Source organism: Pararobbsia silviterrae (genome assembly GCF_003628125.1).
Taxonomy (GTDB): domain Bacteria; phylum Pseudomonadota; class Gammaproteobacteria; order Burkholderiales; family Burkholderiaceae; genus Pararobbsia; species Pararobbsia silviterrae.
Map to the genome: position 1 here is coordinate 32,318 of NZ_RBZU01000003.1, position 23,674 is coordinate 55,991.

General features: G+C 60.9%; 40 protein-coding genes and 2 tRNA genes. 24 read left to right on the forward strand and 18 right to left on the reverse strand.

All coding sequences use genetic code 11. The annotated features are described in order from the left end of the window. Positions 1-30: 30 nt before the first annotated feature. The 14 genes from D7S86_RS08215 to D7S86_RS08275 form a co-directional block, all read right to left on the reverse strand. Positions 31-297, reverse strand: coding sequence for a hypothetical protein (locus D7S86_RS08215; RefSeq protein WP_121085322.1), 267 nt, complete (start codon positions 295-297; stop codon positions 31-33). An 83-nt stretch (positions 298-380) separates the two neighbouring features. After that, positions 381-456, reverse strand: a tRNA-Met gene (locus D7S86_RS08220). Positions 457-536: 80 nt separating this feature from the next. Then, positions 537-1,028 (reverse strand): hypothetical protein, encoded by a 492-nt coding sequence (locus tag D7S86_RS08225; RefSeq protein ID WP_147432269.1) that lies wholly within the window; start codon positions 1,026-1,028, stop codon positions 537-539. Continuing rightward, a complete protein-coding gene (locus tag D7S86_RS29460) occupies positions 1,025-1,198 on the reverse strand; it encodes a hypothetical protein (RefSeq protein WP_158601900.1) in 174 nt (57 codons plus the stop codon). Before D7S86_RS29460 ends, D7S86_RS08225 begins: the two co-directional genes overlap by 4 nt. Beyond that, on the reverse strand, positions 1,195-1,383 hold the full coding sequence (locus tag D7S86_RS08230; protein ID WP_121085324.1) for a hypothetical protein: 189 nt from the start codon (positions 1,381-1,383) through the stop codon (positions 1,195-1,197). The genes D7S86_RS29460 and D7S86_RS08230 overlap by 4 nt, the downstream gene beginning before the upstream one ends. A 106-nt stretch (positions 1,384-1,489) precedes the next feature. Beyond that, positions 1,490-1,801, reverse strand: coding sequence for a hypothetical protein (locus D7S86_RS08235; protein ID WP_147432270.1), 312 nt, complete (start codon positions 1,799-1,801; stop codon positions 1,490-1,492). A gap of 12 nt (positions 1,802-1,813) precedes the next feature. Further along, the gene (locus D7S86_RS29040) at positions 1,814-2,497 is read right to left on the reverse strand and encodes a RuvC family protein (protein ID WP_147432271.1); all 684 of its coding nucleotides are present in this window, start codon (positions 2,495-2,497) and stop codon (positions 1,814-1,816) included. Between the two features lie 16 nt (positions 2,498-2,513). Beyond that, positions 2,514-2,795, reverse strand: coding sequence for a hypothetical protein (locus D7S86_RS29045; protein WP_147432272.1), 282 nt, complete (start codon positions 2,793-2,795; stop codon positions 2,514-2,516). Continuing rightward, positions 2,792-3,112 carry a hypothetical protein gene (locus D7S86_RS08245; protein WP_121085327.1) on the reverse strand — a complete coding sequence of 107 codons (321 nt, stop codon included), beginning with the start codon at positions 3,110-3,112 and terminating at the stop codon, positions 2,792-2,794. Before D7S86_RS08245 ends, D7S86_RS29045 begins: the two co-directional genes overlap by 4 nt. Before the next feature lie 9 nt (positions 3,113-3,121). Further along, complete coding sequence (locus D7S86_RS08250; protein ID WP_121085328.1) at positions 3,122-4,081, reverse strand: P-loop NTPase family protein; 960 nt, start codon at positions 4,079-4,081, stop codon at positions 3,122-3,124. Next, positions 4,072-4,560 carry a histidine ammonia-lyase gene (locus D7S86_RS08255; protein ID WP_121085329.1) on the reverse strand — a complete coding sequence of 163 codons (489 nt, stop codon included), beginning with the start codon at positions 4,558-4,560 and terminating at the stop codon, positions 4,072-4,074. The genes D7S86_RS08250 and D7S86_RS08255 overlap by 10 nt, the downstream gene beginning before the upstream one ends. Further along, positions 4,557-5,354: a conserved phage C-terminal domain-containing protein gene (locus D7S86_RS29920; RefSeq protein ID WP_205962775.1), complete on the reverse strand. Its 798-nt coding sequence runs from the start codon at positions 5,352-5,354 to the stop codon at positions 4,557-4,559. Before D7S86_RS29920 ends, D7S86_RS08255 begins: the two co-directional genes overlap by 4 nt. Positions 5,355-5,360: 6 nt before the next feature. Then, on the reverse strand, positions 5,361-5,546 hold the full coding sequence (locus tag D7S86_RS08270; RefSeq protein WP_121085330.1) for a hypothetical protein: 186 nt from the start codon (positions 5,544-5,546) through the stop codon (positions 5,361-5,363). Positions 5,547-5,630: 84 nt separating this feature from the next. Next, positions 5,631-6,008 carry a hypothetical protein gene (locus D7S86_RS08275; protein WP_158601901.1) on the reverse strand — a complete coding sequence of 126 codons (378 nt, stop codon included), beginning with the start codon at positions 6,006-6,008 and terminating at the stop codon, positions 5,631-5,633. Between the two features lie 145 nt (positions 6,009-6,153). On the opposite strand from D7S86_RS08275, the gene D7S86_RS08280 reads away from it, so the two are divergent. Next, positions 6,154-6,417 (forward strand): hypothetical protein, encoded by a 264-nt coding sequence (locus D7S86_RS08280; protein ID WP_121085332.1) that lies wholly within the window; start codon positions 6,154-6,156, stop codon positions 6,415-6,417. Positions 6,418-6,510: 93 nt separating this feature from the next. On the opposite strand, the gene D7S86_RS29760 is transcribed toward D7S86_RS08280, so the two are convergent. Beyond that, the gene (locus tag D7S86_RS29760; RefSeq protein ID WP_166444108.1) at positions 6,511-6,768 is read right to left on the reverse strand and encodes a hypothetical protein; all 258 of its coding nucleotides are present in this window, start codon (positions 6,766-6,768) and stop codon (positions 6,511-6,513) included. After that, positions 6,702-7,091, reverse strand: a complete 390-nt coding sequence (locus tag D7S86_RS08285) for a transcriptional regulator (RefSeq protein ID WP_338069169.1) — start codon at positions 7,089-7,091, stop codon at positions 6,702-6,704. The genes D7S86_RS29760 and D7S86_RS08285 overlap by 67 nt, the downstream gene beginning before the upstream one ends. Here D7S86_RS08285 and D7S86_RS08290 point away from each other — a divergent pair. From D7S86_RS08290 to D7S86_RS08380, 20 genes are all read left to right on the forward strand, one after another. Next, positions 7,033-7,569: a helix-turn-helix domain-containing protein gene (locus tag D7S86_RS08290; protein ID WP_147432274.1), complete on the forward strand. Its 537-nt coding sequence runs from the start codon at positions 7,033-7,035 to the stop codon at positions 7,567-7,569. The genes D7S86_RS08285 and D7S86_RS08290 overlap by 59 nt on opposite strands. 731 nt (positions 7,570-8,300) lie before the next feature. Further along, entirely contained in the window at positions 8,301-8,471 is a 171-nt protein-coding gene (locus tag D7S86_RS29465; protein WP_158601902.1) for a hypothetical protein, read from the forward strand. Between the two features lie 19 nt (positions 8,472-8,490). Further along, positions 8,491-9,270 carry a hypothetical protein gene (locus D7S86_RS08295; RefSeq protein ID WP_121086052.1) on the forward strand — a complete coding sequence of 260 codons (780 nt, stop codon included), beginning with the start codon at positions 8,491-8,493 and terminating at the stop codon, positions 9,268-9,270. Positions 9,271-9,414: 144 nt separating this feature from the next. Then, the gene (locus tag D7S86_RS08300; protein WP_121085335.1) at positions 9,415-9,594 is read left to right on the forward strand and encodes a hypothetical protein; all 180 of its coding nucleotides are present in this window, start codon (positions 9,415-9,417) and stop codon (positions 9,592-9,594) included. Next, positions 9,591-9,902 carry a hypothetical protein gene (locus tag D7S86_RS08305; protein WP_121085336.1) on the forward strand — a complete coding sequence of 104 codons (312 nt, stop codon included), beginning with the start codon at positions 9,591-9,593 and terminating at the stop codon, positions 9,900-9,902. The genes D7S86_RS08300 and D7S86_RS08305 overlap by 4 nt, the downstream gene beginning before the upstream one ends. 6 nt (positions 9,903-9,908) lie before the next feature. Beyond that, positions 9,909-10,151 carry a hypothetical protein gene (locus D7S86_RS08310; RefSeq protein WP_121085337.1) on the forward strand — a complete coding sequence of 81 codons (243 nt, stop codon included), beginning with the start codon at positions 9,909-9,911 and terminating at the stop codon, positions 10,149-10,151. Between the two features lie 2 nt (positions 10,152-10,153). Then, positions 10,154-10,378 (forward strand): hypothetical protein, encoded by a 225-nt coding sequence (locus D7S86_RS08315; protein WP_121085338.1) that lies wholly within the window; start codon positions 10,154-10,156, stop codon positions 10,376-10,378. Between the two features lie 2 nt (positions 10,379-10,380). Then, positions 10,381-11,403 (forward strand): recombinase RecT, encoded by a 1,023-nt coding sequence (locus D7S86_RS08320; protein WP_121085339.1) that lies wholly within the window; start codon positions 10,381-10,383, stop codon positions 11,401-11,403. Continuing rightward, entirely contained in the window at positions 11,400-12,053 is a 654-nt protein-coding gene (locus D7S86_RS08325) for a lambda exonuclease family protein (protein WP_121085340.1), read from the forward strand. Before D7S86_RS08320 ends, D7S86_RS08325 begins: the two co-directional genes overlap by 4 nt. Beyond that, positions 12,050-12,469, forward strand: a complete 420-nt coding sequence (locus D7S86_RS08330) for a hypothetical protein (protein ID WP_121085341.1) — start codon at positions 12,050-12,052, stop codon at positions 12,467-12,469. Before D7S86_RS08325 ends, D7S86_RS08330 begins: the two co-directional genes overlap by 4 nt. Before the next feature lie 10 nt (positions 12,470-12,479). Continuing rightward, positions 12,480-13,058, forward strand: a complete 579-nt coding sequence (locus D7S86_RS08335) for a hypothetical protein (RefSeq protein ID WP_121085342.1) — start codon at positions 12,480-12,482, stop codon at positions 13,056-13,058. 24 nt (positions 13,059-13,082) lie between these two features. Then, entirely contained in the window at positions 13,083-13,943 is an 861-nt protein-coding gene (locus D7S86_RS08340; RefSeq protein ID WP_121085343.1) for a prohibitin family protein, read from the forward strand. A gap of 16 nt (positions 13,944-13,959) precedes the next feature. Then, positions 13,960-14,142 (forward strand): hypothetical protein, encoded by a 183-nt coding sequence (locus D7S86_RS08345; RefSeq protein WP_121085344.1) that lies wholly within the window; start codon positions 13,960-13,962, stop codon positions 14,140-14,142. Further along, entirely contained in the window at positions 14,139-14,648 is a 510-nt protein-coding gene (locus D7S86_RS08350) for a hypothetical protein (RefSeq protein WP_147432275.1), read from the forward strand. Before D7S86_RS08345 ends, D7S86_RS08350 begins: the two co-directional genes overlap by 4 nt. Positions 14,649-14,650: 2 nt before the next feature. Next, positions 14,651-14,965, forward strand: a complete 315-nt coding sequence (locus D7S86_RS08355; protein ID WP_121085346.1) for a hypothetical protein — start codon at positions 14,651-14,653, stop codon at positions 14,963-14,965. Next, on the forward strand, positions 14,962-16,026 hold the full coding sequence (locus D7S86_RS08360) for a hypothetical protein (protein WP_121085347.1): 1,065 nt from the start codon (positions 14,962-14,964) through the stop codon (positions 16,024-16,026). The genes D7S86_RS08355 and D7S86_RS08360 overlap by 4 nt, the downstream gene beginning before the upstream one ends. Beyond that, on the forward strand, positions 16,026-16,217 hold the full coding sequence (locus D7S86_RS08365; protein WP_158601903.1) for a hypothetical protein: 192 nt from the start codon (positions 16,026-16,028) through the stop codon (positions 16,215-16,217). Before D7S86_RS08360 ends, D7S86_RS08365 begins: the two co-directional genes overlap by 1 nt. Further along, positions 16,214-16,432: a hypothetical protein gene (locus D7S86_RS08370; protein WP_121085349.1), complete on the forward strand. Its 219-nt coding sequence runs from the start codon at positions 16,214-16,216 to the stop codon at positions 16,430-16,432. The genes D7S86_RS08365 and D7S86_RS08370 overlap by 4 nt, the downstream gene beginning before the upstream one ends. Continuing rightward, the gene (locus D7S86_RS08375) at positions 16,432-16,668 is read left to right on the forward strand and encodes a DUF4224 domain-containing protein (RefSeq protein ID WP_121085350.1); all 237 of its coding nucleotides are present in this window, start codon (positions 16,432-16,434) and stop codon (positions 16,666-16,668) included. The genes D7S86_RS08370 and D7S86_RS08375 overlap by 1 nt, the downstream gene beginning before the upstream one ends. A 2-nt stretch (positions 16,669-16,670) precedes the next feature. Next, positions 16,671-17,777: a site-specific integrase gene (locus D7S86_RS08380; protein WP_121085351.1), complete on the forward strand. Its 1,107-nt coding sequence runs from the start codon at positions 16,671-16,673 to the stop codon at positions 17,775-17,777. A gap of 83 nt (positions 17,778-17,860) precedes the next feature. On the opposite strand, the gene D7S86_RS08385 is transcribed toward D7S86_RS08380, so the two are convergent. Next, a tRNA-Pro gene (locus D7S86_RS08385) sits at positions 17,861-17,937 on the reverse strand. A gap of 212 nt (positions 17,938-18,149) precedes the next feature. Between D7S86_RS08385 and D7S86_RS08390 the strand changes: the two genes are divergently transcribed. Both D7S86_RS08390 and D7S86_RS08395 read left to right on the forward strand, forming a co-directional pair. Next, positions 18,150-18,629, forward strand: coding sequence for a SixA phosphatase family protein (locus tag D7S86_RS08390; protein ID WP_158601904.1), 480 nt, complete (start codon positions 18,150-18,152; stop codon positions 18,627-18,629). Between the two features lie 259 nt (positions 18,630-18,888). Continuing rightward, entirely contained in the window at positions 18,889-19,704 is an 816-nt protein-coding gene (locus D7S86_RS08395) for a GNAT family N-acetyltransferase (protein ID WP_121085353.1), read from the forward strand. A gap of 65 nt (positions 19,705-19,769) precedes the next feature. Here D7S86_RS08395 and ppx read toward each other — a convergent pair whose 3' ends face one another. After that, entirely contained in the window at positions 19,770-21,287 is a 1,518-nt protein-coding gene (gene ppx / locus D7S86_RS08400) for an exopolyphosphatase (RefSeq protein ID WP_121085355.1), read from the reverse strand. Between the two features lie 165 nt (positions 21,288-21,452). On the opposite strand from ppx, the gene ppk1 reads away from it, so the two are divergent. Beyond that, positions 21,453-23,522, forward strand: a complete 2,070-nt coding sequence (ppk1, locus tag D7S86_RS08405) for a polyphosphate kinase 1 (protein ID WP_166444109.1) — start codon at positions 21,453-21,455, stop codon at positions 23,520-23,522. Positions 23,523-23,674: the final 152 nt, after the last annotated feature.

Below are 23,674 nucleotides of genomic sequence, written 5' to 3' on the forward strand. Positions count from 1 at the left end.
CTGATCGTCCAGCCGAGCGCCTTCCACATCTCAATCGCGGCCGAGCCGCTCGAACTCGTCGTGCGACGCCGGGTGACTGGCTTCCTTGTCGCGGCCCTTGTCGAGCACTCGATCGGCCTTGGCGTCGATCTTCGACTTCGTGCCCTTCGACATGCGGCCTTCATCGACAGCCTGCGATGCGCGCGCCTTGGCGTTCGCGGCGTGGCTCTTGTCGGGCATCGGATAGGCTTTCTTTCCCGGTAGCCCGAATTCGGATTTCGGCATCGACTTGCGCGCGGCCGTCGTGAGCTTCGCCATGTGCTGGCTCCAAAAAAGAAGCCCCGACCGCTGCGAGACCGGTCGGGGCACCTGAAACTCACCTTTCGGCGAGAGGAGACATCTGGTAGCGGGGCGCGGAATCGAACCGCGTTCTGGCGGGGTATGAACCCGTCTGTCTACCGGTGGCTTACACCCGCTGCAAACGAAAAAGCCCGCGGCATTTCTGCGCGCGGGCTCGATTGGCTCGGAGTGAAGTTGGCCCAGACCTTCAGGCCAATTCACTCGGACGATGCCGGATTCAGTAATCTGCGCGGATTATAGGCACGATTCTTGGCGTTTACAACATTTCTCTGAAGCCGGTCCCATATCGCGTCGTGGGCATGGTAGAGCGCGAAATCGAACACGTGCTCATTGCCGCGCCCCTGCTTGAGCTTCAGCCGGCGGCAAATGAATGAGGCGGGAGCGCTCCAGACGTAGTGCATCTGAAGGACGTCTTTGTCGAGAGCCATGAGCGCCTGCCAAGCGACGTTGACGAGGCCGGCGTCGGCGTGGTCGACCGGCCCTCTATCGTCGGTGCGGTCGCGATACAGCACACCCGGATAGCGATAGTTCCCCTCGGCGCTCCCGGCTTGAGCTCCGGACCATCCGGACCTTTGAGCCCGGGCCCAGTTCTCAAGGCGCCCTTCGAGCTCGCGCAAATCCATCGTTCGGATCTCAGGCATGACAAACCCCGTGAGTGTGGTCGGCGGTGAGTATTCGATCTGTCTCATTTTTCTTTGGCTTCCTCGTCCGACAGTTGAAGCGGGATCAGCTCCTGCGCGATGGCGTATTCGATATTCGTAAGCAGCACGACCGATCCCGGCGGAGCTGCGGCCGTCTTTCGGTCGATATCTGCGACGATCTTTCGATCGCTTTCTCGGGCCAGATAGATCGTCTTCACGCGCTGTCTCCATGACCGCGCTGCATCTGATTGATCTGCCGTTGCGTAAAGCACAGGTACGGCACGCCGTGAATGATCGTGGCGCCGTCGTCGGCCTCGCAGGTCAGTTGGACGCGCGTCGCTTCGATCTGATACCCACAGACGCCGCCGAGCGCGAGGATGAACGCGAATTTGATGAGTTTCATTGCTGGCTCCGTTTTAAGGGCGGAAATCGGCCGCTATCGGCGGCCAGTCGGGGCTCTGGGCGCTACCCCTGCACCACTTGCCGGTGAGGCAGGCCGGCCATACTCGTTAAACGCGCAACGCGGTGCCAATCGAATCGATCCGCTCGCGCTCACGAGTCAGCAGCGCGGCGAGCTCTTGCAGATCGCAGATGATCGGAGCGTCGGAAGGAACGGGGGCCAACGAATTGATGCCGGATTCCCCTTTTTTCGACGGCGGCAAACTCACCGGCTGAAGTCGCTCCTCGATCATCGTCACCGACGCAGAAAGGGCATGGACGTGGGCAAACAAGGCGCGCACGAGCGACGCAGCTCCGTCCGACGGCGCCACATTGAAGTCTTGATGGGAGCCTTGATAGGATAAGTTGGCGTGCAGATTCATGAATTTCTCCTTTCAGGTGAGATTGCGCTGTGCCCAGCGGGCGATGAGCAGGCTTTCGGCCCGGTTGTGATCCTTGGCGCGCTTGAGCTCGGGCAGATGGCCGTACATGCCGCGCGCGAGGGTAAGGGATGCGTCCTTGTCCGCGCTCAAGCCGAAAAATTTTTTCCACGTCGTCGGTGCGACGCGCCGCACGTCATGCTTCTGGATACGCAGCACGGCGAGCACGCCAGCCTTCGTCGCTTCGAGCGCGGCGGCGCTGAGCATGCTTTTGCCGAACGGTGCCGCATGCTCGATGACGCAGATCGCGGACTCGTCCGCTTTCACGGCGCCGCGCATGAGCGCGTAGAACGCGAGCGCGTCGAACTCGCGCTTGATCGTGCCATTGCCCTCGGTGGGCATCGTCGGCAGGTCGGCGATCAGTCGCACGGCGCCGTTGTCGTCGAGCACGCTGAGTGCGCCAGTCAGGCCAGGATCTATGGCCGCGATGATCGTCATGCTGGCTTCTCCGCGAGACCGCGCCAATGTTCGCCCGCAAGTACGCGACCGTTTCCGAAGCCCGAGCGCATTTGGCGGGGCCCATAGCGCCAATGCTTCCCGTCGAAGTAAAAGCGCTCTGTTGGGCGCAGCGCATACGACCCCCAAAACGTCGCGTCGTACCAGCCGCGTCGAATCGGCTTGATGGAGGCGTGAATCCATGGTGTTAGGTTTTCGCTCATAGTTCCCTCCCAGGCCGGTGCAACGGCACGATGGCGCTGCGGCTCATGTCGATGAGCGCGGGCGTATTCGGATTGGCGCGCGCGAATGCCTCGGTCGCTCGGCGCATCTCGTCGTCGGACCGCGCGTTGTCCATTGCTCGGCGGATCGCATAGTTCGCCTCACGCGCGCAAACGCTCTCTGCGGTCTCGGACAGGTCTGACCGTGTGACGACAGTCTCGCCACTGCGCCAGGGCAGCAGACGGGCTGTATCGGCTTTTGGCGTGCTGGATTGGCTCATGCTGACCTCCGCACCATCCGGTCCATGCATCCAGCGACGAGCCAGTCAACGCGCGGCCAGTTCGCGGGGAACTCCGGCTTGACCTGCTTCGGCGGGTTCAGGATCTCCTCCTCGGTCGCGTGGCGCCAGAAGATGACCTTGCTCGTCCCTTTGCCCTCCTCGCGCACGCGGATGATGGCGGCGGTCTTTTCCATCCCGAGCAGCACGCAGCTTGCGCGATTGCGCTGCACGCCGAGGAACTGTGCGATCTGCTCGGTGCTCTGCTCGCCGGCCGATTCAAGGTGTTCGAGGATGGCGGTCTGTGTTTTGCCTGGCATTGCGGTCTCCTATCGGTTCCATTCCTGCTTCCAAGCGCCGCTGGCGAAGTCGATATACCGTCGACCCGCACTCGGCCCTTCAAGAAGTTGCTGGCTGTCCTTGTCGAACCACAGCGACACCTTTCCTTCCCAGGTGAAATGCCGCTGCTTGGCGCAAATGAGGAACGAGTCGGGCAGCAGCACCAGTTCCTCGCGCTTTTTCTGATCGGCCTCGGTTTCGAGTTGCGTCTCCTTTCGCTTGTTGCGAAAGACGATGAGCACGTTGTCGACGAGGTCGGTGATTTCGCCCGCGCCCTTGACGCCGAATTTGTCGGGAACGTCGGTCTCGCGCTCGCCTTTGCGCAAGTGGTGCACGAGATGGATATGCAGCCCGGTGTCGCGCGCGAGCACGCACAAACCGTCAACGAAGGTCTTTTGGCCGTTGTAATCGTCCGGGGCGATGCCGCATTTCATGAGGCTGTCGATGACCATGTGGTCGACGCCGAGCTCTTTGCGGCAGTAGCGCGAGACGGCGATCATGCGTTGCGGCGTCACGGCACCGCGATGCACGTACAGCCAAAGTCGATCGTCGGTCCAGCGGTGGAATCGCTCGATCAGTTCGATCGTCGGCAGATTCGAGCCCGCGGCCTGCCGGCACATGCGGCTCATCGTGGCTTCCGGCGCCATCTCGTGCGAGGCGATGCACGCGCGCGCGCCGCTGACCATGGCATTGAGCATCACGAAGCCAACAGCGCCCGACTTGCCATGGCCGTTGATGCCAGGCCATAGCGTCACTTCACCCGGGCGGAACATGATCCGGTTTTCGACCTTTCCCCAGGGGGTGGGTGTGCCGACGACCTGCTCGTCCTCGCCGTGAAAATATTGCGCGACAGCATCAGCCCAATCCGATGCGCGACGCACGTCGGCACGGCCGTCGTCTTCGTCGCTGGCGTACGCATTCCAGTCGATGTCGTCGGGGATCACGCGCATTTTTGTGCCTCCTGTGCGACAGCGAGAAAAGCGTGCGTCGCCGCGACGTACGGGATTGGCAGGGACTTTCCGAGTTCGGCCCACAGTAGCGAAGCGAGCTTTCCCCCGCCCGGGTAACGCACGAGGTCGACGCCGATCGGGAACCAGTCGAACAGCCGGAAGTCGCTGACCTGCGTCCAGTCGCCGCAATGCACTCGGGCTTGGCGCGGGAACGTGAGGACCATCGATGCGGGGACGACTGCAGCAATGTCGGCCAGCGCGCGCAGCAGTTCGCCAAACGGCACGGCGTGCGACGCGAATACCTCGACATCCAGGCCCACCAGAGGGCGCCAGTCGTAAGCCTGCGAAGGCCGTGCGATCAGCGTCAAATTCGGAAACTCGAGTTTTCCGACGAGGCTGACGAGCACCGGGGATTCGGGCTTCTCGCCGCGCTGACGCATGGCGACCAACGGCTCGGCGTTTTGCGGATAGCGGGTCATAACGCACCTCGCATCCACTCGGCCTGCACTGGGTCGATAGACAGCGCAGAGGCGTGGCCGTCGAACCTCGACACGCCGATTGAACCCGCGTACTGCGCGAATTTCTCGGCGTTGAAGAGCGTCGACGGCCGCAGGTACTCGGACATTTTCGGGTCGTGCAGCCAGTCGCGCACCTTGGCGTCGACCACCGCGATCAACTGCTCGACGGTCGCTCCGTCCCGCATCCTGGCGAAAACGAATTTCGTGTTCGACTCGACGACTTCGAAGTTTCGACCGGCCTTTTCGTTGAGGTGATCGATGACCGCGACAGCGTCGGGCAACATATTCTTTTCTTCTTCTCTTCTCTTCTCTTCTCTAGTCCGCTTTTTGTCCGCATCGCTTGCGGACGTTTCGCGGACAGATTGCGGACGCGTGTCCGCATTTCTTTCCTCTCTTTTGCGGACGGCCTCTTGGGCGCGACGCTTCGCAGATTTTCCGTTGTGCTCGTCAAACCTAGGCATGACAAGGGTTTCGCCGTCCTGCTCAAGCCAGCCCACGGAAATCATCGCGGCTGCGAAACCTTCAAATCCAATAAGACTATCGATCACATCGCTCGAATAGCCTTCGAGCCGACCGTCCTCGGAATGAATGTCGAACAGTGACCACACCGCATGCAATGCACCGATCACTTGCAACTTGTCGGACACGCGTCCGCTTTCTGTCCGAGACTTGTCCGCTTTCAATGCGGACAGAATGCGGACAACTTTCGGATGCGTTGCAAGGTCCGAACGCATTTTGATCCAGTCTGCTGCCATGGCCTCTTACCTCGTCCCCTGCTGCTGTTCCATACGCTCGATCTGCTCGGGCGACCGTTTGTGAATCTCGGCGCACATGCGCGTGTAGGCGCGGCGACGGTCGGTGCCGTTGAGCGCCTGGACCATCTGCTGCGCGTATTCGGCAATACGTGCCTCGCGCGCGGCGTCGAGTTCTGCTTGAGCGTCATTCATACGTAGCGACCCCGAATGTGTTGCAGGGCACAACATCTGCTGACGAGTCGGAATGACCGACTGGTGTGCAAAATTTTTTGGCGGTCATTGCGGGGCCACCTGAAGCGCACGCCGTAAAGCTGCGTTTTCTTCCCGCAGCAAGCGGTTCTCGCGCTCGGTTTCGGTCTCACGCCGACGCAACGTGTTCAGGTCATATCCGCGGTCGTGAATCATCCAGAGCAAGGGCGCATCGTTGCCGCAGAAATCCATGAGGCGCACGAACTTCGGCCAGATGACGCCCTCGCTCCCGTTCTGCCAGCGCGAGAACTGCCCCTTGTCGACGTTCAAATCGGTCTGTAGCGACTTGTCGAAGGCGTAGCCGCCAATCTCCGCGCAGAGTTCCAGAGCCGCGCCCAGGGTCTTCTTTCGCATCACTTCTTCCGGTCGAACCTCGACGGGAAAGCTCATTTGCGTTTGGTTCACATCTCGCCTCAAGCGTGTTGAGTGGCGTTGAGAGGCAAAAAAGCCGCCAAATAAAGGCACTCGAAAGTGCCGCGTTAGGAGGAGCCCCCAGCTATGTCAAGATTTCCGCTCTCACACATCAACCTGGACCCGACTGGAGGCTCCTGTGGACGAACTCACCCTGACTGCCCTGCACGCCCACTTGCAGGCGTACTACGCCCTCGTGCGCGCTCTGCACGAAGCCGGCGTTTTGCCGGTGTCAGCAGTAGTGAACCAACTTGGCGATCGAGCGGATTTCGGAAAGACGCAGTTCTCCGAGTCAGAGAACCCAGTCTCTCGGGTGATCTACGACGGGCTGTTCGAGCTAGAGCAGCAGTACGAGAAATCGCGGCCATTTCGACCTGCACCCGGCCTTCGCGACGGTACGTAGCCTCGACGTCGAGGGGTTTGAGTTGCGCTCTCATGATTTCGCAGATCGCCTCAACACACGCCTTGAACTCGGGGGTTTCTTTCAGGGCGCCCGTCATGGCGTCGCCTGCTGTTCGGCTTGCAGACGAGCACGAAGCTCTTTCGCCAAAGCGGGCGCGACGAGATTCACGAGCAATGCGCTCGGCGACAACGCGGCCGGATCTGCCCGACCGACTGCCCGATGCACAGGATTCGAAGCGCGGTCAATCAGCGCGTCGATTTCATCCAAATCACGAAGGGAAAAGCTCATGCCGTCGCCTGCTCGGTGGAGGGATGGCCAGGAGCGGTCAATTCGGGCCAGTGCGCGGCCCAATCGCTCGGGCGCAGATCCCGACGGGTGATCTCGCCCTTCGTTGCCTGTTCGATCAACACGCATCGGACGGGTGCCACGGGACGTTCTCCGTTGGCCCACTGTTGGACCGTTTGAGGTTTAACCCCGGTCAGGCGCGCGAGTGCGGCCTTCCCGCCCACAAGTTCGCTGGCGCGCAGCACAGCAGCTTTCGATGAGGTATCCATGCGATCAAGAATAAGGCAATACCTTAGCGAAAGCAAGGCATTGCCATACCTAACCGTGGGAATGCCTAATAAGGCAATGCTTACGGGTCCAGAACTGGGCGCTGCCATCCGCGCCGCCATCAAAAAAAAGGGCCTCCTACAACGGGAGGTTGCTGCGACATTTGGCGTGGCCGTTCCGTCCGTTCAGGACTGGATGAAATACGGTCGCATCGACAAAAAACATCTCCCCCGTCTCTTTTCTCTATTCGCTGATGTTGTGGGGCCGGAGCATTGGGGCCTTGAGCCTGGGCCGTTTACGGATGCGGTAATGAAATCTGAAGGCCGGATTTCTCCGAATGACTCACTTGTTTCTTCTGGCGTAAAAAATCACTTACAAGATCGGGCTGCGATTCTCGCCGGCCAGATCGTTGCAGCGGTGACTAAGCATCAATTGGACGAGCGCGGTCTTGACCAGCTAGAAAAAGTCCTTAATCGCTTTGCCGCCCATGCCAAAGAAAACCTAACGCACGATGAGAGCGGAACGCTTGAAAGCGCGCGCGCGGCCAGACGAGGGGCAGAGAATGGTCAAAAATTGGGGCTCGGGAAACGATCTAAATAACGTCGTCTCGATGAATGCTTTTAAGAGAGGCCCTGCATTTGGCACCCGCCGCAGCGGCGGTCGCCTTCAAATTCAAGAAGTACCAGGCGGCGCGCTGGACTATCAAATGCAAGGTGTGACAGCGCTCAACGCCCTCCCACTCCTTGAGTTAACGCTGTATCTGAGTGGCAGACTGCTTGATATCTATAGGGGATAGATTTTCATGCTTCCAAAAGCTTTCCGACCATGCACCTTAGCAGCCTTCATATTGACAGGTTGCGCTATCTCGCCATCGCCCGAAAAGCTGGCGATGATGGCCGCGCAAGAGACGACTCCGAATCTCTGCGCGATTCTCTTGTTGGGTGGGAAGCCAGCTGTTCTAAACGCCGCGCAGAACGAAATAATCAACCGAAACGCGCAGTGCGATTGGGATCAAGCTCGCGCCATCGCGGATATGCACATTCGACAGCAGCAAGCGCAAGCCGAGGCTGACCAAGCTCGCTCGGCGCAAATGCTTGCAATCCTTGGGGCAGCTGCCGCGATTCAACAGGCCAAGACACCGCCGCCGACATATCAGCCTCCCGTTACTACAAATTGCCATTGGGCTGGCAATCTCTGGACCTGCACTAGCTTCTAACTCGCCGTCTCCCCATATCTGTTTTGCTCGCCCAAAAAATAAGGCAATGCCTATTGACACGAAATAAGGCAATGCCTACACTTCCTCTCACGCACCCACCAACCGAGAGGACGCCATGCCCGGATACCTGTTCCTTGTAAGCCCTGACGGCATGGCTAGCGCCTGGGTCCATCCGCTTGATCGCTCGACTGGCAACTACCCGCAGTACGACGCGTGGGTCGATGCGACTGGCCTGAATGACGCCGATTTCGAAGCACTGGTCACGCGCCTGCAGCGTGCCAACTAACACCAACCGAGAGGACGAGATGGAACTGACACTGGACGATCTGGCGACGATTGATCTGCATCGCGGAGGACACAGCGGTCCGGACGACGGACATTGCCTGCTCGAAGTCGTGGCAATGTTTGCCGGCGAGCCCTTCAGCGATAACCCGCAGTGCGTTGATCCGGTCCTGCGCTCGTTCGGCATGGCATGGAACGACGGCATGCGCAGCGATGCGGAGCGCGCTCAACTCAAGCCGTACATCATGCGCCTCGTCGGTACGCGCAAGTCGCCCGAGTTATCGCAGAAGCGCGGCTGGATGGCGATGGATTGGCTCGTGCGTGTGCATACCGCGGCATGGTTGGCGCTGAATCCGGGCCTCGCACATCACGCCGACACGCTTAAGGCGCTTCCGCCCATCACGTGCGTTGCCGAACTCAAGGCCGCACAGACCAAGCTCGACGAAGCCAAGAAGGATGCGGCTGCCGCATGGGCTGCCGCATGGGCTGCCGCACGGGCTGTCGCATGGGATGCCGCATGGGCTGCCGCACGGGCTGCCGCATGGGCTGCCGCACGGGCTGCCGCATGGGATGCCGCAGGGGATGCCGCAGGGGCTGCCGCATGGGCTGCCGCAGGGGCTGCCGCATGGGCTGCCGCACGGGCTGCCGCAGGGGATGCCGCAGGGGCTGCCGCATGGGATGCCGCATGGGCTGCCGCAGGGGCTGCCGCATGGGCTGCCGCATGGGCGAAGCTCGAACCTACGGTTCTCGCCCTGCAAACCAGCGCGCATGAACTGTTCTCGCGAATGATCGACGCGGCCTGACATGCGCGCCGCCCCCATCAACCCGAACCGTGCGCGCTTAGGCGTCCCGCTGCGTCAGCCGACGCCCGCGCAGGTTATAGAACTGCGTGCCGAGCGTGCGAAGCGTATCGAGTGCGAGGTCGAGTACTTCAGCCGAGGCGAGAAATGATCCTCGCCAAATTTGACGGAGCCGCGATCGTAAATCCGGTGTTCGGAGTCGATGACTTTGGCGACGAGTACCTGATCGTGACGCGCGACATCGCTGATTTCGAAAGCGAGATCGCCGTGCGCACGTTTCTCGTGGAATCGAGCGTGTATTTCGAACTTTGGGACCTTGCAGCATGAATCCGATCCGTTTCCGCAACGAGCACGTTGACGTGCGTATCTCGGCCGAGGCGCAGGAGATGGCCGCGCGCGTGATCGACGTTGACCTGCGCCATGTAACGACCGGTGTGCGCCTCACGCCTGCCGAGCGTCGCTATGCCGAGCAGACGCATGCGATCAAGAACATGACGCATGCGCACTTCGACGGCGAGCTCGAAGTCGCCAAGCGCGAGAACCTGCGCAACGGGATCACGGGGCCGCGCGTCGAGATCGGCCGGCATCACGTCGCCGCGTATATCGCAAAGTCGTTTGCGTACGTGCGTGTGTGATCGGTCATGAACGCCCAAGCCATCGCCCGCGCCTACGACGCCTATTGCGACCGCGTGCTCGACCTGCGCGACCGCGAAGACGCAGCGCGCGAGGCGTGGATCGAGCAGCGCGCCGACGCGATCTTCGACGAGATCCTTGACGCGAATCTGGCCGATGGCGCTACGCATGAGCAGGTCGAGGAATACGCGGTTATCCAGGCGCGCGCAGAGGCCAACACGGCCGCTTTCTATCGAAACGACGAGTATTGAACATGAGCACAGCCTACGACTTGATGTTCTGGATTGTGTGGTCGCCCACTGGCGCGCGGCCACCTTCTCATCGTCATACGAGCCGGCATTCTGCCATCGCAGAAGCTGAGCGCCTCGCTAAAGCAAACACGGGTGCTGCGTTCTACGTTCTTGCTGCTCAAGAGATGCGCCAAGTAGATGGCATGAAGTGCGTTCGTTTCCAAGACCCCGAAGAAATTCCATTCTGATCATGAGCAATCAAAACGCCCTTCAGGTCGTGTCCGACGTCATCTATGGCGTGCGCGAAAGCTTCGAGCAGGTCGCCGTCGATCGCTCGATCAACTTCGTGCGCGAGGCAGAGTTCGCCATTCAACAGATTGGCGGAAACGACTATTCGATCAGCGTGGCCCGCTCGAACCCGCAATCGGTCATGGACGCGGTGCGCAACGTCGCGGCGATCGGCATCAGCTTGAACCCGGCCAAGAAGCAAGCGTATCTGGTGCCGCGCAAAAGCAAGGTGTGTCTGGACATCAGCTACATGGGCCTGCTCGATCTTGCCGTCGCATCCGGCTCGATCCTGTGGGGCCAAGCCGAACTCGTCCACGAGTCCGATGACTTCGTGCTCAACGGATTCGACAAGGCGCCCACGCATGGGCGCGCGCCGTTCGCAAAGGATCGCGGCGCGGTGGTCGGCGCGTATGTGGTCGTCAAGACCCACAGCGGCGACTACCTGACCGAGACGATGACGATCGACGAGATCAACGATATCCGGGATCGCACGGAATCGTGGAAAGCGTGGGTCGAGAAGCAGAAGAAAAGCCCTTGGGTGACCGATGCGGGCGAGATGCAAAAGAAAACCGTCATCAAGCGCGCCTATAAGACGTGGCCGAAAACCGACCGTCTTGCCGAGGCCATCCACTACCTCAACACGGACGGCGAGGAAGGCATTCCCGAGGCTCAGAAACGTTCTGTGGGCTGCGACGAGCATGTCCTGTCAACGTGGGTCGGGAAAGCCAAGACGGCTGTTTCTTCGGACGAACTCACGAAGGTCTGGACCGATGGCCTGGCGGTCATCAAGCCGACTGGCGACCTGCGCGCGTACAACCAGTTCAAGGATGCCGTCAGCGCGCGTGGTGTCGAATTGAAGTCCGGCAAGAAGAAAGACGAGGGCGCGATCGACGTCGAGGCGCGCGAGGTTCCGGCCGACGACTTGCAGGCTGATTTCGATCGCCAGATGCGCGCCGAGCAAGCCGCCGAAGGAGACGAGCAATGATCCTCGTCGAAGCCCAACAAGGCACTCCGGAATGGCTACAAGCGCGCTCTGGCGCGACGACTGCTTCGCGCTTTGCGGATGCTATTTCCGTGCTCACGCGCACGAGCGGCAGTAAGAAGGCTGGCGACCCGACGAAGGAATCGGACAAGTACGCCATCGAGCTTGCCATCGAGATCATCAGCGGCGAGCCATACGGCGAACCGATTAAGGCATGGACGCTTGATCGCGGACACGAGCTCGAATGGCGCGCGCGGGCCGCATACGAGATGCAGACCGGCAAGCTTGTGCGCGAGTCCGGAATCGTGCTGACTGACGATCGTCGCTTTGGCTATTCGACCGATGGCCTGCTCGATGACGGAGATGGCGCGATCGAGATCAAGTGCCCGGTCGATACGGTCAAGATCATGGAGATGATCGAGACGGGCGACACGTCGGAATACGACCACCAGTTGCAAGGCGGTCTGTGGCTGACCAACCGCAAGTACATCGATTTCATCATGTACGTGCCCGCGCTTGAGAAGGCTGGCCGCGACCTCTACGTCAAGCGCATCGAGCGCAACGACGACTTTATCGAATCGATGATCGAGAAGCTGAACGCGTTCAATGCGCGTGTCGATCGCTACGTGTCCACGTTGAGGAAAGCCGCATGAACACGCTCTCGAAGACCTTCGTTCTGCGCAACGACACGAACGCGCATTCGCTGTGGGATCTGCTGAAGGCCCATTGGCGCGATATGGCGGCTGCTGGCAAGCCTCTGGCGGTCACCGTGAGCGAGCACAAGGCCAAGCGTACGTCAGCCCAGCACAAGCGCTATTTCGCCCTCGTGCAAGCGATCAGCGAACAGGCGTGGATCAAGCCCGAGGGCAGCGACATCGCGCGTCAGTTCGACGTGGACATCTGGCACGAGCACCTGAAGGACCTTTTTGCGCCGCGCGAGGAAGGCCCGGGTGGTCGCCTCGTTGCGATGAGCACCACGCGCATGAGCGTCGAAGAACACAGCCGTTTCACGCAGGACATCGAAGTCTACGCAGTCACGGAACTCAAGGTCGAGTTCGCCTATCTCTAGGAGCCCACGCATGTTCAACGTCAGCAATCACCTCGCCAAGATCAAATCTGCGACGAACGTCTCGGAGAAGCACGGGAAGGAACGCATCCCTGCGATCAGCATCGGACTGTTTCTCGTCGGCTCCGGCGCGCTGCTTGACCAGTTCGACACGATGCTGCGCACGACGCTGTATCGCAAGCCGATGCCGTCGCCCGGCGCATTGCCGCTCGAAACCGAGGAACTCAACGAAGTGCGCTTCCCGTTCATGCGCAATCTCGCGTGGAGCCAGAAGTACGCGGGCTATCAGTTGCGCATCCGGATCGGCGCGACGGGCAAGGACGATGTGCTGCTCTCGGAGTGCACGCTGAAAGACATCCACTTCGTCACGCAGGAAGGCGGAAATGTCGGCGTTCAGTTCAAGGTCAGTGCGCATCCGCTCAACGAAATCGATCACGGCCGCATTGCGCAGCGCTTGCAACAAGAGGTCTTCATCGACCTGATCCCGCCCGAGAAGGCGCCGAGCCTGTTCGACGAGGAGGAATCCGACGAAGACGGCGATCCGTTCGCCGGTTCCGACCTCGCCACCGACGACACGCGCATCGACGCGTAACGCACCCACTCACCGGAGACTCAGATGTCCACAATTAATCAACGCGTCCGCTCCAACAACGAACCGCGCGAATTCGGCGTAGGCAAGATCATTACCGGCGCCGTGCTCGCACTGGTCGTCATCGTCGTTCTCATTTTCCTTTTCCCGTTCGCCACGGTCCCAGCCGGTAACGTCGGCGTCATGACATCGTTCGGAGCGCCTTCATCGACGATCTACGAGCCCGGCATTCATTTTCGTATGCCGATCTCGCAGACGATGCACAACGTCTATGTGGGCGTCTACAAAGCCGAGTCAGAAGTCGCTGGCTCGTCGAAGGACCTGCAGCAGGTCGACATGAAGGTCTCTGTCAACTTCAACATCCTTCCGGCCGCGGCAGTCAGCGTGTATTCGACGCTTGCCGGAGATCCGTGGACGCAGGTCATGGATCCGGCGGTGCACGACACGGTGAAGGCTGTGGCGGCTCGGTATGAGGCCACCGACCTGATTCAACGTCGCGATCAGGTCAGCCAGGAAGTGCGCGAGGCGTTGCTCAACCGCTTCAAGAACATCGGCGTCAACGTGAGCGCGGTGAACATCGTCGACTTTCAGTTCAGCAAGCAATTCAATGACGCGATCGAGGCGAAGATCACCGCGCAGCAGAACGCCATGCGCGTCGAGAACGAAATCGCGCAGACGAAGTGGGAAGCGCAAAAACGCGTCGTCGAGAGCGAAGCCGCATTGCAGGTCGCGCAGAACACCGCGAAGGCCAATGACATTCTCGGCCAGTCGCTCGCCGCGAATCCATCGCTGATCGAGAAGATGAAGATCGACAAATGGGACGGCCATTACCCGACCTACATGATGGCCGGCGGCGTTCCCATGATCCAAGTCGGCGCCACGAAGTAACGCACGCGAGGCCCACATGAAAACGTACCTGCTTCTGATCGCGTTGCTCGTGCTCGTCGCGTTCGGCCTTCGGTGGGTCCTCGCCGCAGTGAAACGAGTTCCCATTCCCGAGCCCGAGACGGACGCCTACGTGCCGTTTTGGGACCGCATATCGCACATCGACGAACACGCGACCATGCACGAGAGAGAGCAATCATGACTAAGCCTGTGACCGTTGAGGATCTGCGAAACCGCATCGATTTTTATTGGGCGCATCAATACGCTGAGTTGGCTGGTGTATATGGAATGACGGCCGAAATCTCGGAACGTGCAGGCGGCGAGCTCGCCGCCTTCGACGAACTCGCGCGCAAGGCTGCGGCATGGGATGCGCAGCAGGCGAGCGAGCCGGTAGCGTATGTGCCGATTCACCCGATCCACGGCGCGCTGTGGGCAAACACGGTCGACACGCTAGACGCCGATCGGCCATCGCACTATCCGGTCCGGCCGATCGCATTCGCCGACGCCGCACCCCAAGCTGCCGCCCCCAAGCAAGCGGAAGCGCCGGGGCTGACGGAGGAGCGCGCAGTAATCGCCGCATGCACCGCCTACAACGCATATCAGCGCAAGCATAAGGGGACTCTGGCCGCCCCTGACGCGATGCGCGTCGCGCTATCGGCGACTCGCGCCATCGCCGCACCGCAGCCCGCTCAACCCGCCAAGGACTGAACATGAACAAGTACCAGCGAATCGCGCTCGAACGCGCGCGTAAAGTGCTCAAGCGCGGGGAAGAGAACTACCTGTGCTACGCACTCAGCTGTGTCATCAGCGAAATCCTCTACAGGGGAGAGCCGGGGGTCGACGATCTAGCCGTCAAGGAAGCATGCCTCGACCTTCGGGTATTTGTGATGAACGCTATTTACCCGCATGGCACGCTCGAAGGCTGGTCTGAAGAACACGCGCCGACACAACGTCCGAAGACGGCTCACCAACGTAGAGCGCAGCGCATCCAATGGATCGATTGGATGCTCGGAGATACGCCATGACCGACAAAACCTATGGCGGCATGACCGCCGTTCAACTGAGAAAGCTGTATTGCTACGACACCCTAGCCGCCCGCGTCGTCCGCGAATTGCTCGATGCTGTTGAGGGATCGCGGGGTGAGGTGGAGCACGACAAGATGCTCGCCAGAACGCTTGATCAAATGCTCGCCAAGGTAGACGAATTGATCTGTGATCGCATGAAGTCCGATTCGCACGGCACGCTGGCCAAGGCACTCGAAACGGCGCAAAACGTTCGCTTTATGCTTTCCGAATTCTTCGCTGTTCCCGTCGCCCCCGTAGTGGCGGAAGATGAAGCAGCCGTCACTACGCGTCTCGGTGACCACACGTGCAAGCGCGTCGACTATCCGGATCAGGATGCGCTGTATCACACGGCGATCGGTCCGGGCCGACCTTTCCAACTTTACCGGCATGAAGCCGTAGCACTGTACCGAAATATCGGCGCGGCCCTTGGCTATGCCGCCCCCGTAGTGGCGAGTGCAGCGCTGACGGATCTACTTTGCCGTTGTACCGAGTTGATGGAACTATCAGAAAAAGGAGAGTCTCAGCAGACTGCGTTGCGCGCCCTCGCCGCTACATACGACCCAGGCATTCCGGCTCACGATCGGCGCTCGATGGCTATCTCTCAGACGCATCGTGAGGCTATATGCGCAATGCTCTCCGCACATACCGCCGCCCCTGCCGCCGATGATGGGGCGAGCGATACCCCGCGCTACGCCGAATGGCTCCATCTGCGCGCACACGGTCAGTGGCGCGACGGCGTGCCGGAATGGGCGCGCGATCACTTTGGCCGCATGAATGACTTAACCGCGGCATCGGCCATCATTGAAGAGCTTGCGGCGGTCGCGCAGGCTGCTGACCGGCTCAACGCACGCGACGCGGCGCGGTATCGGTGGCTGCGTGAGCAGCAATGGAACGAATCGGAATTGTTCGTGGTGGCCGGCGGCAAGTCGAGAGTTCATTACGGCACCGACTGCCCTACGGATGAACGCCTGGACGAAGCCATCGACACCGCTATCGCGCAGCGTGACGGCGGGGAGGGATGATGAGCAACAAGAACAACGTGTTCTGGACCGTCAAGCACAACTGGAACGGCTACCTGTGGCCGCGCACATGGCCGAACGAAGCCCATGCCTGGCGCGAGGTCGAAAAGGAAAACGGCAAGACGAAGGCCGAGATCAAGGCAACGCATGATTGGTCCATCGTCCCCATTCGTCTCGTCGAGGCCAAACCATGAGCCAGCGCAAAGCGTTCGAAGACTTCTGCCGCGAGCACGCCATCGACCTGATCGAGAAGCCCAAGGCGTGGCGCGTCTGGCAAGCGGCGCGGACCGTGGCGATCGAAGAGGCGGCGAAAATCTGCGATCACATGCGCTCAGTAAGCGCGATCAGCTACGAGACGGGCGCAGCCTGCGCAGACGCTATCCGCGCTCTCGGTAAATCGGAGGGGTGATGGACACGCGATTGATGACAGGCCCCGAGCTCGTCGCCGCCACCGGCCGGCACCGATACTCGAAACAGGCTGAGTGGTTCAAGACGACATTCGGCATTGATGTCGTTCGCAATGACGATGGTCATATCGTCATGACGTGGAGCACGTTCGACGCGCTCATCAAGAAGAAGGCCGGCATCACGGAATCCGTTACGTATGGCGCCGAAATGCCGCACATCGACCTTTGCTTCGACTGATCATGGCAACTCGCAAAAAGGCCAAATACCCGCGCGTGCACGCAAAGCACGGCGCCTGGTATTGGATCGAGCCGCGGGCAGGAAAATGGATACGGCTGTGCGCCATCGACGAGGGCGAGACGAAACTTGTCGATCGTCTGTCGGAGGAGCGCAAGAAGCAAGAGCGCCCGGAAGGTTCGGGAGACATGCGGCCCCTGATCGACATCTATGTCCGCACGCACGCGCACCAGCACCGCGAGAAGGCGTGGCCGAAATACGGCGAGTATGCGGGTAACGGCTTTCGCAACGTCGACGTGAAGAACGTTCGGCCGGCGCACGTCAGCCACTGGCTGAAGGTCAAGTACGCCGAGAAGCTGCCGATGCAACGCGTCATGCGCGCGTTCCTATCGGGCTTCTTTCAGTGGTGCGTGGAGACGAATCGAATCAGCGTGAATCCATGCCGCGAGGTGAAGCTCAAGAAGCCGAAGCCCAACGCCACCTACATCACGGACGCGCATTTCGCGGCCATCCGATCGGCTATGGACTCGTACACCGCTGAGCGCGCAGACGGCAAGTTGATCGAGCGCCGGATCGGCAAGGGGGCGCTCATGCAGTGCTTCGTTGATCTGTGCTATTTGACCGTCCAACGTTCGACCGAAATCCGCATGCTCAAATGGTCGCAGGTTGACCGGCAAGCTGGCGTCATTCACTTCCTGCCGAGCAAGACTGAGGATTCGAGCGGCATCGCCGTTGACTTCGCGATATCGCCGGAAATCGCCGCAGTGCTGGATCGCATCAAGGAGCTGAACGGCGGCGTGCAGTACATCGGAGATTCGCCGGTATTCCGCACGGTGGATACGAGGGGGCGCGCGAAGCCGTACGAGGCGACGAGCATCCGATCGGCATGGAGGCGTGCGTGTGTGCGCGCAAAGCTGACCGACGAGGGATACACGATCAAGATGATTCGCGCCAAGGCGCTGACTGACGCGGCCAAGGCTGGCTACGACATCAAGGCGCTTCAGGAGGCTGCAGCGCACTCTACGCCAGCCATGACCGAGGACTACATCAAGCGGAGGGATGTGCCAGTCAGCGGCGTGCGATTGCACGTCCCGACTGCGAAGATGGCCTGACCGTTACAGGCCACTTATTAGACGCTGAATAGACGGCGTTTTAGACAGAAGCCAACCGATAAGCCGGAAAGCCTTGGGGTATATGGTCGGAGCGATAGGATTCGAACCTACGACCCTCTGATCCCAAATCAGATGCGCTACCAGGCTGCGCTACGCTCCGAAGAGTCGAAGAATATATATGAGCCTGCCGCACAAGTCAAATTTGCGAACAGGCGCATCGCCTGTGATTCGCGCGTCGCCATCACACCATCGACATATGCGCGTGAGCATAATTCGGCCGCACTTGATCCCATCCTCGCCTATGCTTCTAAACGTCGTTGTTTGCATCGTTCGCGCTGCCGCACCCTTCTGCCCTACCTCTGCGCTCACGCAATGAATCTGATTCTGTGGCGACACGCCGACGCTGAAAATCTTCCCGAGCGCATGCTCGATCATCACCCTTCCGATCTCCAGCGCCAGTTGACGGACCGCGGCCATAAACAAGCCGCGCAAATCGCCGCATGGCTCAACGCGCGACTCGACGACGACGCGCTGATCCTCGCGAGCCCCGCCGTGCGCGCCCAACAAACCGCCGTCGCACTGAACCGCCCGTTCGAGACGGTGCGCGAGATCGCGCCCGGCGCCGATACCTCGGCCGTGCTCGCCGCGGCCGGCTGGCCCGACGGCCGCGCGTCGACCGTCGTCATCGTCGGCCACCAACCCACGCTCGGCTCCATCGCGAGCCTGTTGCTCGCAGGCCACGAAGCGTCATGGTCGGTCAAGAAGGCCGGTGTCTGGTGGTTCTCGAATCGCCGGCGCGACGAAGAAGCCCAAGTCGTGCTGCGCGCCGTCGTCAATCCCGATCTCGTCTGATCGCCTCGCCCGCCCGTCTCGCCCGCCGCACGCGGGTGCGCCCCACGCGACACCGCACGATATCGCGCCGCACCCGCATCACGCGCATCTTCACGCCCACGTTCGCGCGACCCCGGCAGGTCGCTTCATGAATGACAAATGCGCGACGTCCCTGGGACGCTTCATCGTTTCGTCATGAAGTTTTCATGGGGTCGTCACGACCCGTTTTTACATTTGACCTTCATCGAAGTCACCCCTGACCATCCGAGGATTTCCGCCCATGCGCGAATTGCCGACTCCGACCCTGCCGCTCGCCGAGCTCCCTGTCGACACTCGGAGGCGTCTTCCTCGTAGCGAAGACGCGGTTCCCCAGCACAATCTCAGCGTGGCTTGGGCGCATAGCGAAGAAGCCCTTCGCGAAGCGCAACATCTGCGGTACCGCGTCTTCGCGGAGGAAATGGGCGCGCAATTGAGCGGCCCCGAAGGCCTCGATATCGACGCATTCGACAAGTACTGCGATCACCTGCTCGTACGCGATCTCGACACGCTCAAGGTCGTCGGCACTTACCGCGTCCTGCCTCCGCATCGCGCCGCGCAAATCGGCCGACTCTATTCGGAAGGCGAGTTCGATATCAGCCGCCTCACGCATCTGCGCCCGAAAATGGTCGAGGTCGGCCGCTCGTGCGTGCATGCGAACTACCGCAGCGGCTCGGTCATCATGTCGCTCTGGGGCGGTCTCGCGGCCTATATGAAGAAACACGGCTACGAAACGATGCTCGGCTGCGCGAGCGTGCCGATGGGCGATGGCGGCCACTATGCGGCGAATCTCTATCAAGCGCTGCGCGATACGTCGATGACGGATCCCGAGTACCGCGCGTTCCCGCACACGCCGCTGCCCGTCGACGAACTGCACACGGGCGCGAGCGTCTCCGCGCCGCCGCTGATCAAGGGATATTTGCGTCTCGGCGCAAAAATCTGCGGCGCACCGGCCTGGGATCCGCATTTCAACACGGCTGATTTCCTGACGCTGTTCCGCTTGTCCGATATCAACGCGCGCTACGCACGCCACTTCATGGGCGACGCCGCATCGCGCTAACTGTATCCGACGTCGATACGCACTCGATGTGCGTATCGACGTGATGCTCGGTCAACCGCGTCCGTTCAGTCCGCTCGGTCCGTATAGACCACGCGGTATCCGTAGCCGACCTTCTCCCACTCCTGCGCCTCGCGCAACAAGTTGTAATCGGTCAGCGGATTCTCATCGACCCAGGCCTTCGGCACGCGCACTTCGAAGCGTTTCCCGTCTTCCTTGACGGCGATCGCAGGCATTGCGACATCGGCGCGACGACGGCACAACAACACGGCCAGACGCAGACAGAACAGCAGACGCCATTCGACCGTATGCGTCTGCGAGAGCTTGCCGAGTTTGCCCGCATGTCCGAGCACGAGACCCGCGAGACGCGCCTGATCGGTTCGCGAAAAGCCCGGCATGTCCGCATTGCTCGCGATATACGCCGAGTGCTTGTGATACGCGCTATGCGAGATCGACAGCCCGATTTCATGCAATGCCGCGGCCCACTGAAGAAACAAACGCGCCTCGGCGACCGCATCGTCATCGGTATCCGCGATCTGGTCGTAGAACGACGTCGCGAGTTCGGCGATACGCTGGCCTTGCTCGTGATCGACGCCATATCGCCGCGAAAACCCTTCGACGGTGATCGAGCGCATATCCTCGTGATGCGAGCGGCCGAGCAAGTCGTAGAGCACGCCGAGCCGCAACGCGCCGTCGGTCGTATCCGCATACTCGATACCGAGTTCGTCGAAGACCGCGATCATGATCGAGAGTCCGCCCGCGAGCACGGGCACGCGATCGGCCTTCAAGGCGATGAGCTTCGCGCGATTGACGTTCTCGGCCTTGATCAACGCGCGCTTGAGCTTCTCGAGACCGCCGCGCGTGATGCCGTGCGTGACGCCCGGATCATTGAAGTTGTTGGCTTCGATGAGTTCCGCGAGCGCACGCGCGGTGCCCGACGAACCGATCGCCTGCTCCCAACCCGCGCTCCGGTATTCGCTCGAGATAATCTGGATTTCACGGCGCGCGGCAAGTTCGGCCTGCCGCATCGCATAGTCGTCGATATTGCCGCTTGGGAAAAAGGTCTGGCTATGACTCACGCAGCCGATATACAGACTCTCCATGATCAGCGGATCGTAGTCCTGGCCGATGATGAATTCCGTCGAGCCGCCGCCGATATCGACAACGAGACGCTTGCCCGCGATCGTCGGCACCGAATGCGCCGCGCCCGCGTAAATCAAACGCGCTTCCTCGCGCCCCGCGATGACCTCGATCGGAAATCCGAGCGCGCGCTCGGCCTCGCCGAGAAAATCGCCCGCATTCTTCGCGACGCGCAATGCATTTGTCGCGACCGCGCGCACATGATCGGGATGAAAATCGCGCAGCCGTTCGCCGAACCGCTTGAGCGCTTCCCATCCGCGTAACTGGGCCGGTCGGTCAAGATATTTATCGCGTGATAAACCCGCGCCGAGGCGCACCGGCTCGCGCAATGCGTCGACCGGATAGATCTGACTACCCGCCGCGCTTTCCTCTACGCGACCGACAATCAACCGGAAGCTGTTCGAACCTAGGTCGACCGATGCAAGGAGTTGTGCGTGTTGGGACATGCGTGATTTGAAATATATTCGTGGTTACCCAGTGACGGCCGTCATGGCCGAGGGTATACAGTTGCAGCGTAAAGTTTGTGACAATGCCTGTCATCACGAATGCGACATGATACTGTGAGACCCTCCGAAAGTCCTTCAACTTCGAATTCATCGATCTCATCGCTCATGCGTTACCCGCTTCTCAATCGCGAACTCGGCATTCTCAGCTTTAACGAACGCGTGCTCGCGCAGGCAGAAGACGAATCGGTGCCGCTGCTTGAGCGGCTTAGGTTTGTCTGTATTACATCGAGCAATCTCGACGAATTCTTTGAAGTCCGCATGGCCGGTCTTCAAGAACAAATGCGTGACAACCCCGGTGCGTTGACGCCCGATGGCATGTCATTGCAACAGGTCTACGATCAGGTCGTCGAACGCGCGCAGAAACTCGTGCATCGTCAGTACACGATGCTCGACGGCATCCTGCCGCGACTCGAACAGGAAGGCATCGTTTTTCACAATGTCGACGAGCTCACGGACGTGCAAAACGAGTGGGCGCGCGAATACTTCCAGGACGAATTGTTGCCCGTCCTGACACCGATCGGACTCGACCCCGCGCACCCGTTTCCGCGCGTGCTCAACAAGAGCCTGAATTTCGCCGTCGAACTCGAAGGCAAGGATGCGTTCGGCCGTCAGGCCGTCATGGGCATCGTGCAGGCGCCGCGCGCGCTGCCGCGCCTCATCAAGATGCCGCATGAGCTGTCGGGCTACCCGTATGGCTTCGTGCTGCTGAGCACGCTCATGCAGCGCTTCGTCGGCGAGCTGTTCCCCCGGCTCACGGTCAAGAGCTGCAACCAGTTCCGCATCACGCGCAATAGCGAACTGTTCGTCGACGAAGACGAAATCACGAATCTGCGCATCGCGCTTCAGGGCGAATTGCCCGCGCGCCATCTCGGCGCGGCGGTGCGTCTCGAAGTCTCGGCCGACACGCCCAAGCATCTCGTGCGACGCATGATGGACGAAGCGGGTCTGCACGAGCAGGACTGCTATCGCGTCGATGGTCCCGTGAATCTCGTGCGGCTGATGCAACTGCCCGATCTCGTCGATCGTCCCGATCTCAAGTTCGTGCCGCATGTCCCGTCGACGCCGAAGGCCCTCGCGAACACGCCGAGCCTGTTCGCGGCGATCGACCGCGGCGACGTGCTGCTCCATCATCCGTACGAAAGCTTTCAGCCCGTGCTCGACCTGCTGCTCGAAGCCGCGAACGACCCGAACGTCGTCGCGATCAAGCAGACGATCTATCGCACGGGCAGCGTCTCGCCGCTCATGGACGCGCTCATGCAGGCCGCGCGCAACGGCAAGGAAGTCACCGTCGTGGTCGAGCTGCTCGCGCGCTTCGACGAAGAGACGAATATCAATTGGGCCGCGCAACTCGAATCGGTCGGCGCGCATGTCGTCTACGGCGTCGTCGGCCACAAGTGCCACGCGAAGATGATCCTGATCGTGCGGCGCGTCGTCGAGAACGGCAAGCCGCATCTGCGGCGCTACGTGCACCTCGGCACGGGCAACTATCATCCGCGCACCGCTCGGCTCTATACGGACTTCGGTCTCATGACGTCCGAGCCCAAGATCTGTGAAGACGTGCATCACGTGTTCCAGCAACTGACGGGCATCGGCGCCGAGATCACGCTGCATCGTCTCTGGCAATCGCCGTTCACGCTGCATCCGCGGCTCGTCGATGCAATCCGCGCCGAGACCGAACACGCACGCGCGGGCCGCAAGGCGCGCATCGTCGCGAAGATGAACGCGCTGCTCGAACCGACCGTGATTCACGCGCTGTACGACGCATCGCAAGCGGGCGTCAAGATCGATCTGATCGTACGCGGCGTCTGTTCGCTGCAGCCCGGTGTGCCGGGACTGTCCGAAAACATCTCGGTGCGCTCGGTCGTGGGCCGCTTCCTCGAACACCATCGGATCTACTACTTCTACGCGAACGGCGATGAGGACGTCTATCTGTCGAGCGCGGACTGGATGGATCGCAACTTCTTCCGGCGCGTCGAAGTCGCGTTCCCAATTCTCGATCGGCGGCTCAAACGGCGCGTGATCGCCGAAGGCCTGTCGGCCTTCCTCGGCGACAATCAGGCCGCCTGGGTCATGCAAAGCGATGGACACTACCGCCGCCGCAGACCCGGCAAGACTTCGCGCAACGCGCAGATGAGCCTGCTCGCGAAGCTCTGCAGCGATACCGTGGCGCCTTGAGCGTCGTCGAGGCGGGCGTGCCGTGAATGCATGCCCGCCTCGAACGAAAAAGGGGCTGAGATCCGGCATAAACCGGTCTCAGCCCCTTTTTTTACGCGGTATTTCGTTAGTGCGTTAAGCGACGATGACGCTCGACACTCGCCGAGGCATCG